Below are 17,492 nucleotides of genomic sequence, written 5' to 3' on the forward strand. Positions count from 1 at the left end.
TTTTTTTCAGACGGCCTGCACCGCGATGCCCGCCGCCTGCAATGCGGCACGGATACGGTCGGCAAAGTCGAGCGCGTGCGCGCCGTCGCCGTGCAGGCAGATGCTGTCGGCACGCACCGGCACACGGCTGCCGTCCACCGCCGTTACCGTGCCTTCGCGCACCATCTGCAACACCTGCGCTACCGCTTCATCGTCGCTGTCCACCTGTGCATCGGGGCGGGTGCGCGGCACCAGCGTGCCGTCGGGCAGGTAGCGGCGGTCGGCAAATACTTCCGAAACCGTTCCCAATCCGGCCGCTTCACCCGCCGCCAACAGCAGGCTGCCGGAAAGTGCCATCAGTTTCAGGTTCGGATTGAAACCGCGCACGGTATCGGCGATTACGGCAGCCAATTCCGCATCCTGCGCGGCTTGGTTATACAGCGCACCGTGCGGTTTCACATAGGCCGTTTCCACGCCTGCGGCCGCACACAAGGCCTGCAATGCGCCTAATTGGTAGCGCAGGTGGGCGCGCAATTCGTGTTCAGGCAAATTCATCGTGCGTCGGCCGAAGTTTTCGCGGTCGGGGAAGCTCGGGTGCGCGCCGACACGCACGCCGTTCTGTTTCGCCCACACCAGCGCGGCCGCCATGTCCGCCGCCCCGCCCGCATGAAGCCCGCAGCAGATGTTGGCAGACGTTACGCGCCGCAGCAATGCCTCGTCGTTACCGCAGCCTTCGGCCAAATCGGCGTTTAAATCTACTTGCATGATGTTTCCTTCTCCGGCGGCGGCCGACGCGCACGAGGCCGTCTGAACGGCCGCCGCCCGTTCCCGTTTATACTGCCGCGATGCGGCGGATCTGGTTCAGATAGGCTTCGTTGCGGCGCAGCAGGCGGGCGGCCTGTGCGGCATCGGCCGCCTGAAAATAGACTTTGCTGCCGAAACGGATTTGCGCCAGCCGCCCCAAATCGGCCTGTGCCACAGCGGCAATTTTAGGGTAGCCGCCGGTGGTCTGCGTATCCGCCATCAGGATAATCGGCTGCCCCGACGGCGGCACTTGCACCGTGCCGAACTGTACGGCATGGGACAGCATTTCGGCTTCCTGCACCCGCTCCAATCCGCCGCCGCCGAAACGGTAGCCCATGCGGTTGCTGTCGCTTTGCAGCGTCCAGCCGTTCTGCCAGAAGCGGTAGTGCGCTTTTTGGCTGAACAGATGATATTCGGAAGAAGGCAGAGCATGGATGCGGTCGGTGAGCGCAATCGGCGCGATGCCCATTTCGGGCAGGCTGCGGCCGTCTGAAAACGTGGGCAGTTCGTCGCCTGCTTTGAGGCTGCGCCCGTGAAAACCGCCGAATGCGGCTTTCAGGTCGGTGCTGCGCGAACCCAGCACTTCCGGCACATCGATACCGCCCTGCACGCACAGATAAGCGTACATGCCCTGCACGGCGCGCACCAGCCGCAGCGTCTGCCCCGCCCGCGCGGTATAACGCCAATACGAATACACCGCGCGGCCGTCCAAATCGGCTTCATAGGCCGCGCCGGTCAGACAAAATGCCGTATCGCGTGCAAACACCAGCGTCAAACCGCCCAAAGCGATTTCGACGGCGGCCGCGTGTTCCTCGTTGCCCAGCAACAGATTGCCCGCCCGCAAGGCCAAAGTATCCATGGCGCCCGCGTGGCCGATACCCGAACTGCGGTGGCCGTAACGCCCCAAATCCTGTACCGCCGCCGGTGCGGCGGCCTGTTTGATGACCAACATCAGTCCACCCCCGATCCATATTCGGCCGAAGCCGCGACAAACTGCACCGTATCGCCAGCCGCCAGCAGCGTGGGCGGATTTTTTTGCGCATCAAACAGCGGCAGTGCCGTGCGCCCGATAATCTGCCAGCCTCCGGGCGAGGCAAACGGATACACGCCCGTCTGCGCCCCGCCGATGCCCACCGAACCGGCTGCCACCTGCGTACGCGGTACGGCGCGGCGCGGGGTATGCAGGTTTTCCGGCAGGCCGCCCAGATACGGGAAGCCGGGCTGGAAACCCATCATAAACACGGTGTACACCGTTTCCGTATGCCGCCGCACTACCTCTTCGGGCGAAATGGCGTGAAACGCCGCCACTTCGCCCAAATCGGGGCCGCCCGCGCCGCCGTAATGTACGGGAATCTCGACATGCCGCCCTCGGTAATCGGCCGCCGATACTTTCGGCCACAAAGCTTCCAGCGCGGCGGCCGTGTCGTTCAGACGGCCTGCCTCATACACAAACACGGTGAGATTGTTCATGCCCACCACGGTTTCGGCCACACCGGCCAAGGCCGATACCGCATCGGCAAACGCCCACAAACGCCGCTGCCGGCCCAAATCGGCCGGCGGCGGCAACATAAATGCCAGCGCATTTTCGCTGACGGCAGTCAGTTGGTATTCTTTCGTCATATTTTTGATGTGCGTAAAAGTAAAAGTTTAGAGTTTTTACCTTCGGCCATCATACGCAAGTTCCCCTTGACCCACAACCAACCCTCTCAGGCTTTCGTTGCCGCTGTATTCAAGCGTATGTATGCCGCCACAGCTTCCCGCTCAATCCGTGCCCGCATCGGGTGCGGCCGTCTGAATGGCGGCCAGATTGGTTTCCAGCCAGTCCGCCAAATCGGCAATTTTCGCCCCTGCCTGCCGCCCGTAATCCGTCAGCGAATATTCCACATGGGGCGGCACGGTGGGGAATGCCCGCCGGTGTACCATGCCGTCCCGTTCCAGCTGTTGCAGCGTCTGGGTCAGCATACGTTCGCTGATGCCTTCAATCTCGCGGCGGATTTCGCTGAAACGCTTGGTGCCGCCGGCCAAAACCGCCATGACCAGCCCGCCCCAACGGCTGGTCAGGTGCTGGAAAATCTGTCGCGACGGGCAGTCTTGCGCCAGCACCCGCCCCCTCCGTCCGCTTTCCCCGTTTTTTCTCTCCGATATATCAACATCTTGCACAACCACCTCCAAACTAACATTTTTGTAAGTACTTACGGAAAGTAAGTTTAGAAATTATACTGCTCCCACTGCATCATTGCACCAACCGAACGAAAGGAAAATCATGAAGAAATTTGCCGTTATCGGTGCCACAGGCTATGTCGGCCGTGCCGTTGTCGCCGAACTGGCCGCACGCGGCCACCGCGTTACCGCTTTCTCGCGCCGGCCCGCCGCACAAACGCAGGCGGACAATGTGTCGGCCGAAACCGCCGATGTCAATGCGCCCGACTTTGCCGCCCGCCTGGCCGGTTTCGATGCCGTCATCAGCGCATTCAATCCCGGCTGGGACAATCCGAATATCGGCGCGGACTTTAAGCGCGGTGCCGATGCCGTCGTCGAGGCCGCCAAAACTGCACAAGTTCCCTATCTGCTGCTGGTCGGCGGGGCGGGCAGCCTGTTTGTCGCACCCGGCACCCAGCTGATTGATACGCCCGACTTTCCGCAGGAAATTTACGACGGTGCCGATGCCGCCCGCCATCTGCTGCGCGGCCTGCAAGATCGGCGCGATGTCAACTGGGCGATGGTTTCCCCGCCCGCGCGTCTCGGTGCGGAGGCCGGTTACAGCGAAGAACGCACCGGCCGGTACCGCTTGGGTCAAGACGATTTGCTGATGGACGGAGTACAGCCCGCAGGCATCAGCGTGGCCGATTTGGCTGTTGCCATTGCCGATGATGCGGAACAGCGGGCACACCTGCACCGGCGGTTTACCGTAGCCGCACCCTAACCGTTTCGGAAAACGGGTGGGCAACAGGTTCCGCCTGCTCCCAACCCCTGCCGCAAACGGCACGGCCGAAATGCGGACAGATACCCCATAGAATCAGGCCGTCTGAAAATGCGCAAACCTGCGTTTTCAGACGGCCTTGATGCGGCCGAACGGCCGAACGGCGGTATCAGTCGCCCATCACGCGGCCTTCGTGGCGCGGGCCGGCTCCGCCCGTCAAGCCGCTTTCGCCGATAACGATGCCCTGCACGCCCGAACTCAAATCACGGATTTGTACCTTGCGGCGGTGTTTTCTTCCAACTCGTACACACTGCCCCGATGAAGACGGTTGGGCAGGTCGATGGCCGTCTGAATGTCCATTCCCCGGTCGATATGGGCCGTCAGGGTTTTGGCAACGCAGCCGATGATGCGGCTGGCCGCCGGGCAGGAAATAGGCGGCGGTTTCGGGGTAGCGCTGCAAATATTTCTGATTCTGCTCAATCGACTTGGCCATGCGCGGCGAACGGCAAAACCCTGTTCGGCCAGCGCAATCGGTTTGGCAAACAGGGTGTGCCACGGCAGTTTGCCGTAACGCTTGTGCATGCCTTCCAGCAGTTTGGGTACGCCCGCCCACCACCGCCTGCATAAATTCGAGCGGTTTGCCGTTTTCGTCCAAGAAAATCTGCGGCGCAGCAGATTGCGGTGCGGTTTCGCACGCATCAAAAGTCGTGAGTCTTTTGGCCCGATTATCCCAATAAACGGCAAACGCACTGCCGCCGCGTTTGAGGATTTCGTAGCCTGCTTCGGTCGCCGGCGGGTTGGCCGATACGGCCATAAATTTTTCCGCCGACACCGGCCGCTGAGCCGTCCGCCCCGTTCCCTGCTCGGGTGCGCGGTTTTCTTCGGCGGCAGGCGTTGCGAGCCGGAAGGTGTACAGGGCGGCGGGGGGGGGGACGGACAGCAGGCCGATTATCAGGGGCTTGAACAACGGTTGTTCTCCTCGGTGCTTGGCGGCATGGCAGGCTAGGGAAACGCCGTCTGAATTCAGACGGCCCCGCCGCCTGTTCAGACGATTTCCGCCCGCAGTACGCCCAGTCCGGCAACCGATGCCTCAATGATGTCGCCGCGCACTACTGCGCCCACGCCCGCAGGCGTACCGGTGAAAATCAAATCGCCCGGCTGCAAGGTAAACAGCTGCGACAGGCGGCTGACGATTTCGGCGGCCGGCCAGATCATATGCCCGATGTCGCTGTGCTGGCGGGTTTCGCCGTTCACACTCAGGCGGATTTCGCCGCTGTTGATTTCGCCCGTATGCGACAGCGGATACAGCGTGCCGACCGGCGCGGAACAATCGAAAGCCTTGCCCGCTTCCCACGGCCGGCCGGCTTTTTTCATTTCGGCCTGCACATCGCGGCGCGTCATGTCCAGGCCGACGGCATAGCCGAAAATATGGGCGGCCGCTTCCTGCAGCGCAATATCCGCCCCGCCTTTGCCCACGGCCAGAACCCATTCGGCTTCGTAATGCAGATCAGCCGTCTGCGGCGGGTAAGGCAGGCGCACGGTCTGCCCGTCTGCCGCCGCAACGACAGAATCGGCATCGCCCGCTTTGCAGAAGAAAAACGGCGGCTCGCGCACGGGGTCGCCGCCCATTTCGCGCGCATGGTCGGCATAATTGCGGCCGACACAGTAAACGCGGCGCACGGGAAAGCGCGCCGGTGTGCCGTAAACCGGCAGCTCGGCGCGTGCAGATGGGGCAAAGACATATTCCATCGCCATACCTTTCACAACGTTAAACACGGTTACACCGGTTTTCAGACGGCCTGAAAACGGCCTGCCCGCTGCCGGAACAGGCCGTCTGAAACCGCGTCAGAGACAGCGGCCGAACAGATTGAGCATATTCTGCCACGCCGTTTCTGCGGCTGCTTCGTTATATTCGAGATCGGCACCGTTTTTCCGCCCGTTTTCAGTAGCCTGCGGATTGGTGAAACCGTGCCGCGCACCGGGCAGAATATCGATTCGGCAGCGCACGTCCGCCGCCGCCATTTCTTCGCGGAACGCGGCCACATCGTCCAAGGTAACCATGCTGTCCAATTCACCGTGCGCCACCAGCAGTTCGGCCTTCACCATACCGGCCACGGCAGGCTGCTGCGCGGCCAAAACGGCATGGAACGCCGCCACCGCTTTCAAATCCGCACCGCGCCGCGCCATATCCAGCACCACTTTGCCGCCGAAGCAGAAACCGGCCGCGCCCAGCGACAAAGCGTTCACTTCGGGGCGGGCGGCCAGCGTTTCATACGCCAGGCGGGTGCGCTCTTCCAAAACGGCCGGATTGTCGAGCAGGTAGTTCATTTCGGCGGCGGCAACGGCCGCATCGTCGGTCAGCCGCGCACCGCCGTACAAATCCGCTGCCAGCGCGGCATAGCCCGCTTCGGCCAAACGCTCCGCCGCCCGTTTGGCGTGGCCGCTCAATCCCCACCACTCGGGGGCGACCAACACGCCCGACAATTCGGCCGCCGCATCGGCCGGACGGCAGAAATGGCTGTGCAGGGTAACACCCTGAGAATCGGTGTAGCTTAATGTTTCAGTGATGATTCGGTTTTCCATAATGGTCTCCTCTGCTGGGTAATGATGATGGAAACAACCGCACGCGGCGGATTCACTATCCAATGAACGGTATCCGATTTTCTGCCGGCTGCGGCAGCGGCTGCCTCGCAGAAACAAAACGATGCCGTCTGAACTGCCTGCCCTGCCGCCGTCTGCCGAGCCTTATCCGAACACAACACAAGACAAACCGCATCGGCCAACCGCCCCGACCTCAGGCGGTTTCAGACGGCATCGAGAGGCTAATCGGCCGGCTGCGCGGCAGAAAACGGCTGCGGACTCTGAACAGAAAAATAGAACATGCGCCGGACAGATTCATGCCGGCCGCCATTTTGACCGGCCGTTCCGTCAATCCTCAATCAGCGCATCGACAAAAGCGCGGGCATCGAAGGGACGCAAATCGTCTATGCCCTCGCCCACGCCGATGTAGTGCACGGGAATAGGCCGTGCTGAAGCCAGTGCGGCCAATACGCCGCCTTTGGCCGTGCCGTCGAGCTTGGTCACAATCAGGCCGGTTACGCCCAGAGCATCGTCAAACGCGATGACTTGGTTGACCGCGTTCTGGCCGATGTTGGCATCGAGCACCACCATGATTTCATGCGGCGCGTCGGGCATGGTTTTCTGCAATACGCGTTTGACTTTTTTAATCTCTTCCATCAAATGCAGCTGGGTGGGCAGACGGCCGGCCGTGTCGGCCAGTACCACATCGATTCCGCGCGCCTTGGCCGCTTCCACCGCATCGAAACAGACGGCCGCCGAATCGCCTTTGGCCTGCGAAATGACGGTTACGCCGTTGCGCCGCCCCCATTCCTGCAACTGCTCGCGCGCCGCCGCACGGAAGGTGTCGCCCGCTGCCAGCACCACGCTTTTACCCTGCTGCTGGAAATATTTCGCCAACTTGCCGATGGACGTGGTTTTGCCCGCACCGTTGATGCCCGCCATCATGATGACGAACGGGCGGCCGTCGTCTGGCAGCCGCAGGGGCGACTGCAAAGGTTCGAGCAAATCATAAAGCGCGTCTTTCAGGGCTTGGCGCAGCTCGGTACTGTCGCGCAGGCCTTTGAGCGATACGCGGCGGCGCACTTCGTCCATCAGCCGTTCGGTCGCTTCGATGCCCATGTCGCCGGTGAGCAGGACGGTTTCCAGCTCTTCATATAGGGCTTCGTCGATTTTGCCGCCGCCGAACACACCGGCCAGCGATTTGGCCATCTGGTTGCGCGATTTGCTCAATCCCTGTTTCAGGCGCGCCGCCCACCCGGTTTTTTCCGCTTCGGCAGGCTGTCCGGCCGATACCGGATTTTCCGCCGTATGGCCATGGTACGCCGGCGGCGCAATCGGCCTTTCTGCCTGAACGGCAGCCGTCTCTCCGTGCGGCACGGCTGTACCGGCTGCATTTTCGGCAGGAGGCGGCGTACTTTCCGCCTCTGCCCCGCCCTCCGCCGAAGGTTGGACAATCTCGCTCAAATATTGCGGCTCTTCCCCGGTTTCCTGCGGCATCAAGAGGGGGTTGGTTTCAGACGGCCTCTGCGCCGTTTGGGCGGTCTCTTCCTCCGGTTGCGGGCGGCGTTTGAACAATCCGAACATTTCTTTTTTCCTAACTGACAATCGGCCGCAGCAGCGGCGTTTTTATATGAAGGTTACTGTATCACATCGGGCACGGCGGGCAAACAAACGGCCGCCGTCCGGCAGCCGTTCTGTATTGATGTTCAGAGATAGAATTTTTCCAGTACTTTAAGCGTATCGTCGAGCCGGTAAACCAAGGGCTGGCCGGTGGGGATTTCCACCGCCATGATGTCGTCGTCGGAAATGCCCTCGATGTGTTTGACCAGCGCGCGCAGCGAGTTGCCGTGTGCCGCCACCAATACGCGTTTGCCCGCCAATACGGCCGGTGCAATCTGATCCTGCCAAAACGGCAGCACGCGATCGAGCGTAACTTTCAGATTTTCGCCGTCGGGCACGACATCGGCAGGCAGGTGGGCATAGCGGCGGTCGTTATGGGCGGAAAATTCGTCGCTGCGGTCGAGCAGGGGCGGGAGGGTGTCGTAACTGCGCCGCCAGATGTGTACCTGCTCGTCGCCGTATTGCTCGGCCGTCTGTTTTTTGTCCAAGCCCTGCAAACGGCCGTAATGACGCTCATTCAACCGCCAGCTTTTGATTTGCGGGACAAACAGTTGATCGCTCTCTTCCAAAACGATATTGCAGGTTTTGATGGCGCGGGTCAGCACCGATGTGAAGGCGATGTCGAACTGATAGCCCTGCTCTTTCAGTTTGCGTCCGGCCGCTGCGGCTTCTTCGATGCCTTTTTCGCTCAGTTTGACATCGCGCCAGCCGGTGAACAGGTTTTTGGCGTTCCATTCACTCTGGCCGTGGCGGATAAAGACAAGTTCCGTCATATTTGCACTCCTCATTTTTGGTTTTCATGGCGTTCGGGATAGGATTGGCATCAGGCCGTCTGAAAACCGTGTGGCCACGGTGAAGACCGGATACGGGATTTCAGACGGCCTGATGCGCCGATTCGGGGCACACGGGCAGGACGGTAAGCCGGGTTCTGTCGCGGACAGTCATTCATCTAGGCGTGCCGTTGCCGGCACACTCAAGCAACCTACCCGAACGCTCGGCGGGCCGCGTCAATGCGTTCTGTTTGGTCTTGCTGCGGATGGGGTTTGGCCTGCTGCGTCTTGTTGCCAAGCGCACGGTGCGCTCTTACCGCACCTTTTCACCCTTGCCTGTGCCTGCCGGTGCAGGCCATCGGCGGTTTGGCTTTCTGTTCCACTTTCCGTCGCGTTGCCGCGCCCGGCCGTTAGCCGGCATCCCGCCCTGTGCAGCCCGGACTTTCCTCCCCGCAGGCTGTGAAGCCCGCGCGGCGACTGTCTGTCCTGCCCGTGTGCGCGGCGATTATAGCACAGGCTCCCCCGTCAGCCCGCAAACGGTTCGACGGCGGCCGCCGCGCCCGAGGTTTCGGCCAATGCGCGGTTGAGCACGGCGAAAAACTCGCTGCCGTCGCGCGCGGCCAGCCATGCACCGTCTCTCAGCGAAAAATGGTAACCGCCGCTTTTGGCCGCAATCCACAATTCCTGATTGGGCGTGTGGCGGTTGATGACGATCTGGCCGCCGCCGTCTGCTTCCAGAGTCAGCACATTGCCCGCCAAACGGCAGTCGACATCCAAACCCGCCTCGTCGATTTGGTCTTCGATATGGGCAAACAGACGGTCGGTGTACTGCAAAAACGCGCTTTCGGTCATCATGGTTTTATGTTGTTCCGTTTTTTGTGTAAGATGGCAAATCTTGCCATATCTGCCGACAAAATACCATGACGCGAACCACTCTTGCCTTACTGCCGGCCGCCGCACTCCTGTTGTCGGCCTGCGGCTACAAAGGCGATCTCTACCTGCCGCGCGAAGGCGATAAAGCCCGTTTCGGCGTGATCCAGACCGGCCTGCCCCTGCCCGGCCGCACGCCCGCCACCGTACCGCCCCCGTCCAATTCAGACACACCGGAACAGCCATGACCCTCTCTTGCGAACATATCAGCTACACCGCCCTGGCCGAACAATTCGGCACTCCGCTCTACGTTTACAGCCAATCCGCCATCGATGAAGCATTTGCCCGTTATCAGACGGCCTTTGCCGCCCTCAACCCCTTAATCTGCTATGCCGTCAAAGCCAACGGCAATTTGAGCGTGCTGCGCCGTTTCGCCCGGCTGGGCAGCGGCTTCGACATCGTTTCCGGCGGCGAACTGGCACGGGTGCTGGCGGCAGGCGGCGATGCGGGCAAAACGATTTTCTCCGGCGTAGGCAAAACCGAAGCCGAAATCGAATACGCGCTCACGGCGGGCGTGAAATGCTTCAATGTCGAATCGCTGCCCGAGTTGGAACGCATCAACCGCGTGGCAGGCCGTCTGAACCGCACCGCGCCGGTTTCGCTGCGCATCAACCCCGATGTGGACGCGCAAACCCACCCCTATATTTCCACCGGTCTGAAAGCCAATAAATTCGGCATCGCCATGCAGGACGCGCCTGCGGCATACGCCCGCGCCGCCGCGCTGCCCCACCTGCGCGTTACCGGCATCGACTGCCACATCGGTTCGCAACTGCTCGACAGCGCGCCGCTGACGGAAGCAGCCGAACGCCTGCTTGTTCTGGTAGACAACCTTGCCGCACAAGGCATCGTGCCGGAACACATCGACTTGGGCGGCGGCATCGGCATTCCCTATCGAGCAGACGAAACCGCGCCCGATTTGTCCGCCTATGCCGCCGACATCGCCAAACTGTTGGCCGGACGGCCGCTGTCGCTGATTCTCGAACCCGGCCGCAGCCTTGTCGGCAACGCCGGCGTACTGCTGACGCGGGTGGAATTCGTCAAACACAACGGCGACAAAAATTTCGTCATCGTCGATGCCGCCATGAACGATTTGATGCGCCCCACGCTCTATCAGGCCTACCACCATATCGAACCGGCCGAAACGCCGTCTGTCGCGCCGTTTGAAGCCGACATTGTCGGCCCCGTCTGCGAAACCGGCGATTTTCTCGCCCAAGGACGCAGCATTGCGGCACAGGCAGGCGACCTGCTTGTAGTGCACGGTGCGGGGGCTTACGCCGCCAGCATGGCAAGCAACTACAATACCCGTCCGCGTGCGGCCGAAGTGCTGGTATCCGGCAGTGAAGCCAAACTCGTGCGTGCGCGCGAAACGGTGGCCGGTATGCTGGCCGCCGAACAGGCCTGCCTGTAAGCGGACAGCTTTCCGTACCGCACCGAGGCCGTCTGAAAACAGAACAGCGTTTTAGCTTCGCAGAAACTGCGTTTTCAGACGGCCTCGGTTTACGCAGAGAATCCAAGAAGGAAAACATCCGAAACCGATTTATGTCCCGATGATGTGCAGGATTTGAAGATTTGCCTGCGCCAGTATCAAGACCAATACACCGTTCGCCCCTGAACGGCACAAGCATCAAACTCAGGCGGCAAATTGACATCTGCCGCCCGAGTTTGTGAAGCATATACGCTCTCAACCCGGCCGCCTGTCAGTATGCCGAGTGATTTGAGTTGTACAAAAATTACCGGATTGCACTTTGAATAAAAATACCGTATCTGTGCGCGGGCGGCTCAGTCCGCAAACGATGCTTTGACCGCTGCGTCCAGCTCGCCGTCAATCTGCACCCGGTGAAAGCGCATCACCGTGCGGTCTCCCTGTTTTTCGTTCAGCCCGATACGGCGCACCACGCTGTCGCCCTCGATTTCGACAGAAGTAAAAATCTGCTTCATCAGGGCGGTTTTCGGCATCAGCCGCAGCGTCCATTTTTGCGGCGTGCCGCTCACATTCAAATCAAACTGCTTTTCCAGAGCCTGCACATTGCCGCCGATCAGGTCGAGAAACAGGCCGATTTGGCGGCCCTGCGCCGCATTGCCCGCACCGCCCGTCCAGTTTTTGCCGTCCCACTGCATGATGCCGTCCGCACGCACGCGCAGGCGGTTGTCGAACGGCTGCTGCATATGCCAGATCAGCCCTTTGTGCGGCAGCAGGACAAAACGCCCCGAGGCACTCATCGGCTTGGGCAGCGATTTCAGATACCGTTGCTGGCTGAACGCGCCCTGCACCGATGCGGGTTTTTGCAGAATCTGTGCCAACTCTGCGGCGGAAAATGCCCACAGCAGCGGGCTGGCCAGCATCAGGGCGGCCGTTGTCAGGATTTTTTTCATCATGGATTTGCTCTTTCTCTGTGTGGCGACGGTTTTCAGACGGCCTGAAAGGTCGGGTGCCGCCGCACTGCTTCCAGCCAGCTCGGCGGAGTTTGGAACTGCATGAGGCCGTCTGCCAGCGATACCGCCGCCTGAACCGTGCTGCCCTTGGTCAGTTTCGTGCCGCTGTCGCAGTCGGTAATCGTGTAGCGGATACGCAGGCAGCTTTCGATTTCGGTTACCGCCAGATCGATACGTATCCTGCTGCCGAAACGGGCGGGTTTGATGTATTTCAGGTTCAGCTGCACCACCGGCCAACTGTACCCCTGCCGCCCCATTTCACTGTAATCGTAGCCGATGGCACTCAAAAACGCGCAGCGCGCCACTTCGAGGTATTTCACATAATGGCCGTGCCAGACGATGTGCAGCGCATCGACATCGAAAAAGGGCACTTCCAACTCGGTACTGTGGCGGCAGTAAATATGTTCAGTCATGATCCGCATCGCTCCAAAAATCGTAAAAGTTAAACCATTGCAGCGGGTTTTGCGCACATTCCCGCGCCAAAATGTCGGCAAAACCTTGGGCGGCAGCGGCCACGGCGGCGGCACGCCCGCCGCGCTGCCAGTCGGCCGTGTCCAGAAAGCGGCGCAGTTTGAGGTGGTAGCGTCCGTTTTGTCTGACGCAGAACAGGGTATGCACGCGGGTTTTCAGCAGCCCGGCCAACAGCCATGCGCCCTGCGGCATTTCGGCGCGGTGTCCCAGAAACGATACCGGCACCGTTTTCCCGCCGCGCACCGGCACGCGGTCGGCCGCCACCGCCAACCATTCGCCCTCATCGATGCGCCGGTGCAGCTCCATCATCAGCGCCGCATCCAAATCGCCGACCTGAATCATGCGGATACGGTCGGCACCGGCTTTGTGCAGGGCTTCGTTAAAGGCTTCGGCGTGGCGGCTGTGTACCAATACGTTCAGCCGGAAACCCTGATGGTGCGACACCAGCGCGCGGCACACCTCCACATTGCCCAGGTGCGAACAGGCAAATATCTGCCCGCGCAGGCTGCGGTCGCGTATCAGGGCGTACACATCATCGGGATCGTCCACCACCAGATCTTCGTAGCGGATTTTGCGCTGCCACACGGCAAAGCGGTCGCACACCGCACGCCCGAATGCGGCAAACTGTTTGAACACGGGCAGCCGCCCGGGCAGCACGGCATCGGGAAAGGCCGTCTGAATCCGCTGCTGGTAACGCGCAATATGGCGGCGCGGTTTGGGCGCGGTGGCGTAGAAATACAGCACGACAAACCAGATACACGGGTTCATCAGCCACGGCGGCAGATAACGCACCATCAGTGTGGTAACGGCCAGAAACAGGCGGCTGCCGCGCTCATTTTGCGCCGCCCAATGTTCGGGGTTCAGCGGTTTCGCCATATTCAGACGGCTCCGCCCGTGATGCGCCGCCACAACATCGTGCAGAACAGCCGGGCGTGCATTTTACTGATAAGCACATTGTCGCCGAAAGCGCGGAAATGCGACACGCCGTCCGCCGCATAACGCACCGGCGTTTTTATCCATACCGGCCGCACGCCGCGCCAATACAGGCGGATCAGGATTTCTGTATCAAAATCCATGCGCTCGCCGACATATTCTTCCCGCACCACGGCCAAAGCCGGCGCGAGCGGGTACAGACGGAAACCGCACATACCGTCTTTGATGTCGGTGGAAAACGTGTGCAGCATATTCCAAAAATCGGTGATTTTCCGCCCGTACAACCGGGCTTTGGGCGCATCGGCACCGTATTGCGGCCAGCCGCACACCACGGCCTCGGGCTGCTCTGCGGCGGCAGCCAGCAGTTTGGCAATATCGTCCAGACAGTGCTGCCCATCGGCATCGACCTGTAAAACATGGGTATAGCCCTTTTGCGCCGCATACGCCAGCCCGTCTTTCACGGCTGCGCCTTTGCCGCCGTTGGCCGCGCGGTACAGCACCGATACGCCGTCCCGCTGTGCCAGATCTGCCAAAACCGGCCGGCAGCCGGCAGCCGAGCCGTCATCGACAATCAGCGTGTCCAAACCGAATCCGCGCACCGTCGCGGCCACGCGGGCTACGGTGTCGGCGTGGTTGTAATGGGGAATGACGGCAAGGGTTTTCATAATGCTCCGTTCGGCCGCAGCCGTATTCAGACGGCCTCGAAAGTGCCGAAAACCAGCCGGCCGGACGCACACACGGCCTGCCCGTTTTCGATTTTGAAGGCGAGCTTGTCTTTGGCCGCATCGTATTTCAGCTCGACACGCACCATATCATAGGGGCGGACAAACTGCTGGTATTTCAGATTTTCCACGCACACGATGCCGCGCCCCCGGCCGCAACGCGCGGCCAGCCCGCGCACCCACTGCAATTCGACCACGCCCGGCACCAGCGGGAAACCGGCAAAATGCCCGCCGAAATAGGCCGCATCCAAAGGCACACGTCCCTGAAAACACACTGTATCCTGCGTTTCAGACGGCATCTGCCGCCATTCGGGTTCACCGGGTGCCTGCGTGAAGGCCGTCTGAAAATCGGCAGCCGTGATTTTCGATTGCGGATTGCGCGGCAGCGTGTCGCTGAAACGCCAGTAGCGCGGCAGGGCGGCGGTATCCTGTGTGGCGGCCAAATGTTTTTTCAGCACGGCCGCCACCTCTGCCCGTCCCCGCTCACGCAGCGCTTCGATGCCTGAGCCGTTCAATGCCGCCCACACGGCAACGCGCCGGTGCTGCGGATGCGGGGCACAGAAGGCGTCGGCAATCCATTCGTGCGCCAGCAGGTCGTGTTCGATTTGGTTCAGCGACACGCGCTTGTCCTCGAATTTGATGATACGGTCTTTGCGGCCGAGCAGCGCAAAACCCTCCGTCCGCATTTCGATTAAGTCGGCCGTCTGAAAACGCCCTGCCGTCCACGGCGATTGTGCCCACAATGCGCCGTCTGCGTCCTGTCCCACGCCGACGGCGGCAAACGGCTGCCATTCGCGGCGGCCGCTGCGGGCGGCAATGATGCCGGTTTCGGTGCTGCCGTACACTTCGAACGGCCGCACGGCGTGCTGTTCCAGCAGATCGGCCACCGCTTCGGGCAACTCGCCGCCCGCCGATACGATGCCGGCCAACCGCCCGCGCAATGCCTGCCAGTCGCGCGCGCCGCCCAAACGGTTCAGCACGGCCGGGCTGGCAATCCATACCGTTTTTTCGTAGCGCGCCGCCGCGGCCAGCAGGGTTTCGGGGTAAATATGCTGCGGCCGGTCCAGCGTCCAACCCATTACCAGCGGCAGGGCAAAGCGGAATGTGAAGCCGTACATATGCTGCGTGCCGACGCTGCCGGTCAAAACGGGGCGGGCAGCGGCAAACGGCAGGGATTCGGCCAGTACCGCCGCTTCGGCCGCCATTTGGGCGGCGGTTTTGACGATGATTTGCGCCCCGCCCGTCGAGCCCGATGTTTTCAGCCATGCCTCGGCTTGGGGCGGAATCCGCCAATCATCAGGCATGTTTTCCGCCTCTTCCCCGTCCGGTATGCCGAGCGTCCACACACCGCCTTCCGTCAGGCCGTCTGAAAATGCGGTTTCGTGCGGAACATCGGTTAGCCAGATGTCCGCCGTGCCGCCCCATGCGGCATTTTCGCGCGCCAGATTGGGCGGCAGCAGTACCCGCACGCCCGCGTGCCACGCGGCCAAAACGGCGCAGGCAAACTGTGCGGCATCTTCAAACCACAGAGCGGCACTGCGCACGCCGCGCGCTTTCAGACGGCCGGACAGGGCAAAGACGGCACGGTTGAAACTGCCCCGCGTCCAGTCGGGGGCGGCGGCGATGAGGTCGGTTGCGGGCAAGTGCGGCGAAAGGATATGAGTCAGCTGGTTCATGGTGTCCGAATATTGCGGCGCGGGGGCGTTTTCAGACGGCCACCCGCAGGATAGTGCCGATTGTAACCCAAATCCGCCCGCTGCCGCCTGCCGCACAGGACTTTCGCACCGTACGGCAAAGTTTCTCTATAATGGTTCCGTTCAGATGCCGTCTGAATCACGATAACAAGGAATGTAAAGGAGAATCAACTATGTCGGGTCAACTGATTGCGGTAATTCTGCCGCTCTGTCTGATGATTGTGATGGCCGGTTTGGGGCTGGAATTGACCGTGCGCGATTTTGTGCGGGTGAAAAATAACCCCAAAGTGATTGTGATTGCGCTGTTCTGCCAGCTGGTGCTGCTGGTGGCCGCCGCTTTTGCCGTCTGCGTGCTGCTGGGGCTGCCGCCGGTTTTGGCGGTGGGCATGATGATGCTGGCCGCCTCGCCGGGCGGGGCAACGGCCAATCTGTTCAGTTATCTGTATAAAGGCGATGTCGCGCTGAATATCAGTTTAACGGCGGTAAATGCGCTGATTGCCGCAGTCAGCTTCCCGCTGATTGTCAATGCGGCCGTGGCGTATTTTCTGCCGGACGGACAGCAGCTCGGCCTTCAATTCGGCAAGGTGCTTCAAGTGTTTGTGATTATCCTGCTGCCGGTGGCGGCAGGCATGGCACTGCGGCATTACCGCCCGCATCTGGCAGAAAAGCTGCAACGCTTTGTGCGCCTGTTTGCGACAGTGTTCCTGCTGCTGATTATTGTCGGGGCGGTGGCGGCGGAACGGGCCAATGCGGCGGAGTATATCCGTCAGGTCGGGCCTGCTGCCGCGCTGTTCTGCCTGTTGAGCCTGGGCACCGGTTATTTCGTGCCGAAACTGTTCGGTGTGGGCAAAGCGCAGGCGCGGGCGTGCGCTTTTGAAATCGGTATCCACAACAGCACGCTGGCGATGACGATTGCCATCACGCTGCTGAACAGCCCGCAGATGGCGATTCCGGCAGCCATTTATTCGATTGTGATGTATGTGTTCGGCGTGGCGTTCGGCACGCTGTTAAACCGGTTTGACCCGATTGAACGGCGTGCCTGACGCATCAGGCCTTTTTCAGACGGCCTCCGCCTGCGGCGGCCGTCTTAATTTTTGAACGCACGGTGGCAGGTTTTGCAGCTTTGCCCCACTTGGCCGAACGCGGTCTGCACAGCCGTCCGGCTGCCGCTTTGCGCCGCCCGGTCCAAAGCCGCTGCGGCGGCGTTAAATTCCGCCACGGCAGCCTGAAACGCCTGCGGCCTCTCCCACACGGCCGCAGCCGCATCGGAACCGCGCCCGCTGCCTGCCGGAAAATGCCGCCACGGCGCATCGGCCGTTTGGTTCAGCCGTGCAGCCAAACCCGCAAATTCGGCGGCGGAGAACGCGGCATCGCTGCGTTTGAGCAAGTCGCCCATCTGCCTGCTCAGGCTGCGCCAGTCCTGCATATACTGCCGGCGCACCCGTATATCGTCCGCCGTATCGGCCGCACCGTACGGCGCGGCGGCCAAAATGAATACCCACATCAGTTTTTTCATACTGTCCTCCTCCGCTTCGCCCATGGCATGTTCAGACGGCCTTATATATTACAGGCTCGAAGGAACTTAACAAAACTTCACAGTATCTTTGAGCCACAGTCATCATTACTTGCGTAAGCC

20 protein-coding genes, 1 other RNA gene and 1 pseudogene are annotated in these 17,492 nt (G+C 61.2%); 4 read left to right on the forward strand and 18 right to left on the reverse strand.

Translation table 11 applies throughout. The features are described from left to right. Positions 1–6: 6 nt before the first annotated feature. From pxpA to ORY85_RS07570, 4 genes are all read right to left on the reverse strand, one after another. Positions 7–747 carry a 5-oxoprolinase subunit PxpA gene (gene pxpA, locus ORY85_RS07555; RefSeq protein ID WP_338578476.1) on the reverse strand — a complete coding sequence of 247 codons (741 nt, stop codon included), beginning with the start codon at positions 745–747 and terminating at the stop codon, positions 7–9. 64 nt (positions 748–811) lie between these two features. Next, positions 812–1,735: a biotin-dependent carboxyltransferase family protein gene (locus tag ORY85_RS07560; RefSeq protein WP_274572466.1), complete on the reverse strand. Its 924-nt coding sequence runs from the start codon at positions 1,733–1,735 to the stop codon at positions 812–814. After that, a complete protein-coding gene (gene pxpB / locus ORY85_RS07565; RefSeq protein WP_274572467.1) occupies positions 1,735–2,403 on the reverse strand; it encodes a 5-oxoprolinase subunit PxpB in 669 nt (222 codons plus the stop codon). Before pxpB ends, ORY85_RS07560 begins: the two co-directional genes overlap by 1 nt. Before the next feature lie 141 nt (positions 2,404–2,544). Then, positions 2,545–2,886, reverse strand: coding sequence for a helix-turn-helix domain-containing protein (locus ORY85_RS07570; RefSeq protein ID WP_274572468.1), 342 nt, complete (start codon positions 2,884–2,886; stop codon positions 2,545–2,547). A gap of 160 nt (positions 2,887–3,046) precedes the next feature. Here ORY85_RS07570 and ORY85_RS07575 point away from each other — a divergent pair, with 160 nt between their 5' ends. Beyond that, positions 3,047–3,706, forward strand: a complete 660-nt coding sequence (locus tag ORY85_RS07575; RefSeq protein WP_274572469.1) for an NAD(P)-dependent oxidoreductase — start codon at positions 3,047–3,049, stop codon at positions 3,704–3,706. A gap of 255 nt (positions 3,707–3,961) precedes the next feature. Here the strand turns inward: ORY85_RS07575 and ORY85_RS10590 are convergent, their stop codons facing one another. The 8 genes and pseudogenes from ORY85_RS10590 to cyaY form a co-directional block, all read right to left on the reverse strand. Beyond that, positions 3,962–4,285: a gamma-glutamyltransferase gene (locus ORY85_RS10590; RefSeq protein ID WP_367575888.1), complete on the reverse strand. Its 324-nt coding sequence runs from the start codon at positions 4,283–4,285 to the stop codon at positions 3,962–3,964. After that, positions 4,167–4,517, reverse strand: a pseudogene (locus ORY85_RS07580) (gamma-glutamyltransferase); the annotation flags it as partial. The gene ORY85_RS10590 and the pseudogene ORY85_RS07580, both read right to left, overlap by 119 nt. Before the next feature lie 230 nt (positions 4,518–4,747). Continuing rightward, complete coding sequence (locus ORY85_RS07585; RefSeq protein ID WP_338577913.1) at positions 4,748–5,452, reverse strand: fumarylacetoacetate hydrolase family protein; 705 nt, start codon at positions 5,450–5,452, stop codon at positions 4,748–4,750. Positions 5,453–5,548: 96 nt separating this feature from the next. Then, positions 5,549–6,286, reverse strand: coding sequence for a dienelactone hydrolase family protein (locus tag ORY85_RS07590; protein ID WP_274572471.1), 738 nt, complete (start codon positions 6,284–6,286; stop codon positions 5,549–5,551). Between the two features lie 345 nt (positions 6,287–6,631). After that, positions 6,632–7,867, reverse strand: a complete 1,236-nt coding sequence (ftsY, locus tag ORY85_RS07595) for a signal recognition particle-docking protein FtsY (RefSeq protein ID WP_274572472.1) — start codon at positions 7,865–7,867, stop codon at positions 6,632–6,634. 122 nt (positions 7,868–7,989) lie between these two features. Next, complete coding sequence (locus tag ORY85_RS07600) at positions 7,990–8,676, reverse strand: 2,3-diphosphoglycerate-dependent phosphoglycerate mutase (protein ID WP_274572473.1); 687 nt, start codon at positions 8,674–8,676, stop codon at positions 7,990–7,992. Between the two features lie 128 nt (positions 8,677–8,804). Continuing rightward, positions 8,805–9,166: RNase P RNA component class A (rnpB, locus tag ORY85_RS07605), an RNA gene on the reverse strand. Positions 9,167–9,198: 32 nt separating this feature from the next. Then, positions 9,199–9,528 carry an iron donor protein CyaY gene (cyaY, locus tag ORY85_RS07610; RefSeq protein WP_274572474.1) on the reverse strand — a complete coding sequence of 110 codons (330 nt, stop codon included), beginning with the start codon at positions 9,526–9,528 and terminating at the stop codon, positions 9,199–9,201. A 65-nt stretch (positions 9,529–9,593) separates the two neighbouring features. On the opposite strand from cyaY, the gene ORY85_RS07615 reads away from it, so the two are divergent. Further along, on the forward strand, positions 9,594–9,791 hold the full coding sequence (locus ORY85_RS07615; RefSeq protein WP_274572475.1) for an LPS translocon maturation chaperone LptM: 198 nt from the start codon (positions 9,594–9,596) through the stop codon (positions 9,789–9,791). Beyond that, complete coding sequence (lysA, locus tag ORY85_RS07620) at positions 9,788–11,011, forward strand: diaminopimelate decarboxylase (RefSeq protein WP_274572476.1); 1,224 nt, start codon at positions 9,788–9,790, stop codon at positions 11,009–11,011. Before ORY85_RS07615 ends, lysA begins: the two co-directional genes overlap by 4 nt. A gap of 371 nt (positions 11,012–11,382) precedes the next feature. Here the strand turns inward: lysA and ORY85_RS07625 are convergent, their stop codons facing one another. Genes ORY85_RS07625 through ORY85_RS07645 form a run of 5 tightly spaced genes read right to left on the reverse strand, consistent with a single transcriptional unit; the run spans position 11,383 to position 15,838 of the window. Then, a complete protein-coding gene (locus tag ORY85_RS07625; protein WP_274572532.1) occupies positions 11,383–11,976 on the reverse strand; it encodes an outer membrane lipoprotein carrier protein LolA in 594 nt (197 codons plus the stop codon). A 35-nt stretch (positions 11,977–12,011) separates the two neighbouring features. Then, a complete protein-coding gene (locus ORY85_RS07630) occupies positions 12,012–12,449 on the reverse strand; it encodes a thioesterase family protein (protein ID WP_274572477.1) in 438 nt (145 codons plus the stop codon). Then, positions 12,442–13,383: a glycosyl transferase family 2 gene (locus ORY85_RS07635; protein WP_274572478.1), complete on the reverse strand. Its 942-nt coding sequence runs from the start codon at positions 13,381–13,383 to the stop codon at positions 12,442–12,444. The genes ORY85_RS07630 and ORY85_RS07635 overlap by 8 nt, the downstream gene beginning before the upstream one ends. Before the next feature lie 2 nt (positions 13,384–13,385). After that, positions 13,386–14,105 carry a glycosyltransferase family 2 protein gene (locus tag ORY85_RS07640; protein ID WP_274572479.1) on the reverse strand — a complete coding sequence of 240 codons (720 nt, stop codon included), beginning with the start codon at positions 14,103–14,105 and terminating at the stop codon, positions 13,386–13,388. 26 nt (positions 14,106–14,131) lie between these two features. Then, the gene (locus tag ORY85_RS07645; RefSeq protein ID WP_274572480.1) at positions 14,132–15,838 is read right to left on the reverse strand and encodes an AMP-binding protein; all 1,707 of its coding nucleotides are present in this window, start codon (positions 15,836–15,838) and stop codon (positions 14,132–14,134) included. A gap of 191 nt (positions 15,839–16,029) precedes the next feature. Here ORY85_RS07645 and ORY85_RS07650 point away from each other — a divergent pair, with 191 nt between their 5' ends. Then, the gene (locus ORY85_RS07650; protein WP_274572481.1) at positions 16,030–16,899 is read left to right on the forward strand and encodes a bile acid:sodium symporter family protein; all 870 of its coding nucleotides are present in this window, start codon (positions 16,030–16,032) and stop codon (positions 16,897–16,899) included. A 44-nt stretch (positions 16,900–16,943) separates the two neighbouring features. Here ORY85_RS07650 and ORY85_RS07655 read toward each other — a convergent pair whose 3' ends face one another. Further along, positions 16,944–17,372, reverse strand: coding sequence for a cytochrome c (locus ORY85_RS07655; protein ID WP_274572482.1), 429 nt, complete (start codon positions 17,370–17,372; stop codon positions 16,944–16,946). Positions 17,373–17,492: the final 120 nt, after the last annotated feature.

Source organism: Neisseria leonii (assembly GCF_028776105.2).
GTDB lineage: Bacteria > Pseudomonadota > Gammaproteobacteria > Burkholderiales > Neisseriaceae > Neisseria > Neisseria leonii.

Bases quoted from the DNA above. Each gene is read 5' to 3' on its own strand.
- ORY85_RS10590 (WP_367575888.1), bottom strand. From the start codon at position 4,285: ATGCACAAGCGTTACGGCAAACTGCCGTGGCACACCCTGTTTGCCAAA.
- ftsY (WP_274572472.1), bottom strand. From the start codon at position 7,867: ATGTTCGGATTGTTCAAACGCCGCCCGCAACCGGAGGAAGAGACCGCC.
- cyaY (WP_274572474.1), bottom strand. From the start codon at position 9,528: ATGATGACCGAAAGCGCGTTTTTGCAGTACACCGACCGTCTGTTTGCC.
- ORY85_RS07585 (WP_338577913.1), bottom strand. From the start codon at position 5,452: ATGGAATATGTCTTTGCCCCATCTGCACGCGCCGAGCTGCCGGTTTAC.
- ORY85_RS07635 (WP_274572478.1), bottom strand. From the start codon at position 13,383: ATGGCGAAACCGCTGAACCCCGAACATTGGGCGGCGCAAAATGAGCGC.
- ORY85_RS07630 (WP_274572477.1), bottom strand. From the start codon at position 12,449: ATGACTGAACATATTTACTGCCGCCACAGTACCGAGTTGGAAGTGCCC.
- ORY85_RS07600 (WP_274572473.1), bottom strand. From the start codon at position 8,676: ATGACGGAACTTGTCTTTATCCGCCACGGCCAGAGTGAATGGAACGCC.
- pxpB (WP_274572467.1), bottom strand. From the start codon at position 2,403: ATGACGAAAGAATACCAACTGACTGCCGTCAGCGAAAATGCGCTGGCA.
- ORY85_RS07650 (WP_274572481.1), top strand. From the start codon at position 16,030: ATGTCGGGTCAACTGATTGCGGTAATTCTGCCGCTCTGTCTGATGATT.
- ORY85_RS07640 (WP_274572479.1), bottom strand. From the start codon at position 14,105: ATGAAAACCCTTGCCGTCATTCCCCATTACAACCACGCCGACACCGTA.
- ORY85_RS07655 (WP_274572482.1), bottom strand. From the start codon at position 17,372: ATGAAAAAACTGATGTGGGTATTCATTTTGGCCGCCGCGCCGTACGGT.
- ORY85_RS07625 (WP_274572532.1), bottom strand. From the start codon at position 11,976: ATGAAAAAAATCCTGACAACGGCCGCCCTGATGCTGGCCAGCCCGCTG.
- ORY85_RS07575 (WP_274572469.1), top strand. From the start codon at position 3,047: ATGAAGAAATTTGCCGTTATCGGTGCCACAGGCTATGTCGGCCGTGCC.
- ORY85_RS07645 (WP_274572480.1), bottom strand. From the start codon at position 15,838: ATGAACCAGCTGACTCATATCCTTTCGCCGCACTTGCCCGCAACCGAC.
- lysA (WP_274572476.1), top strand. From the start codon at position 9,788: ATGACCCTCTCTTGCGAACATATCAGCTACACCGCCCTGGCCGAACAA.
- ORY85_RS07590 (WP_274572471.1), bottom strand. From the start codon at position 6,286: ATGGAAAACCGAATCATCACTGAAACATTAAGCTACACCGATTCTCAG.
- ORY85_RS07560 (WP_274572466.1), bottom strand. From the start codon at position 1,735: ATGTTGGTCATCAAACAGGCCGCCGCACCGGCGGCGGTACAGGATTTG.
- ORY85_RS07615 (WP_274572475.1), top strand. From the start codon at position 9,594: ATGACGCGAACCACTCTTGCCTTACTGCCGGCCGCCGCACTCCTGTTG.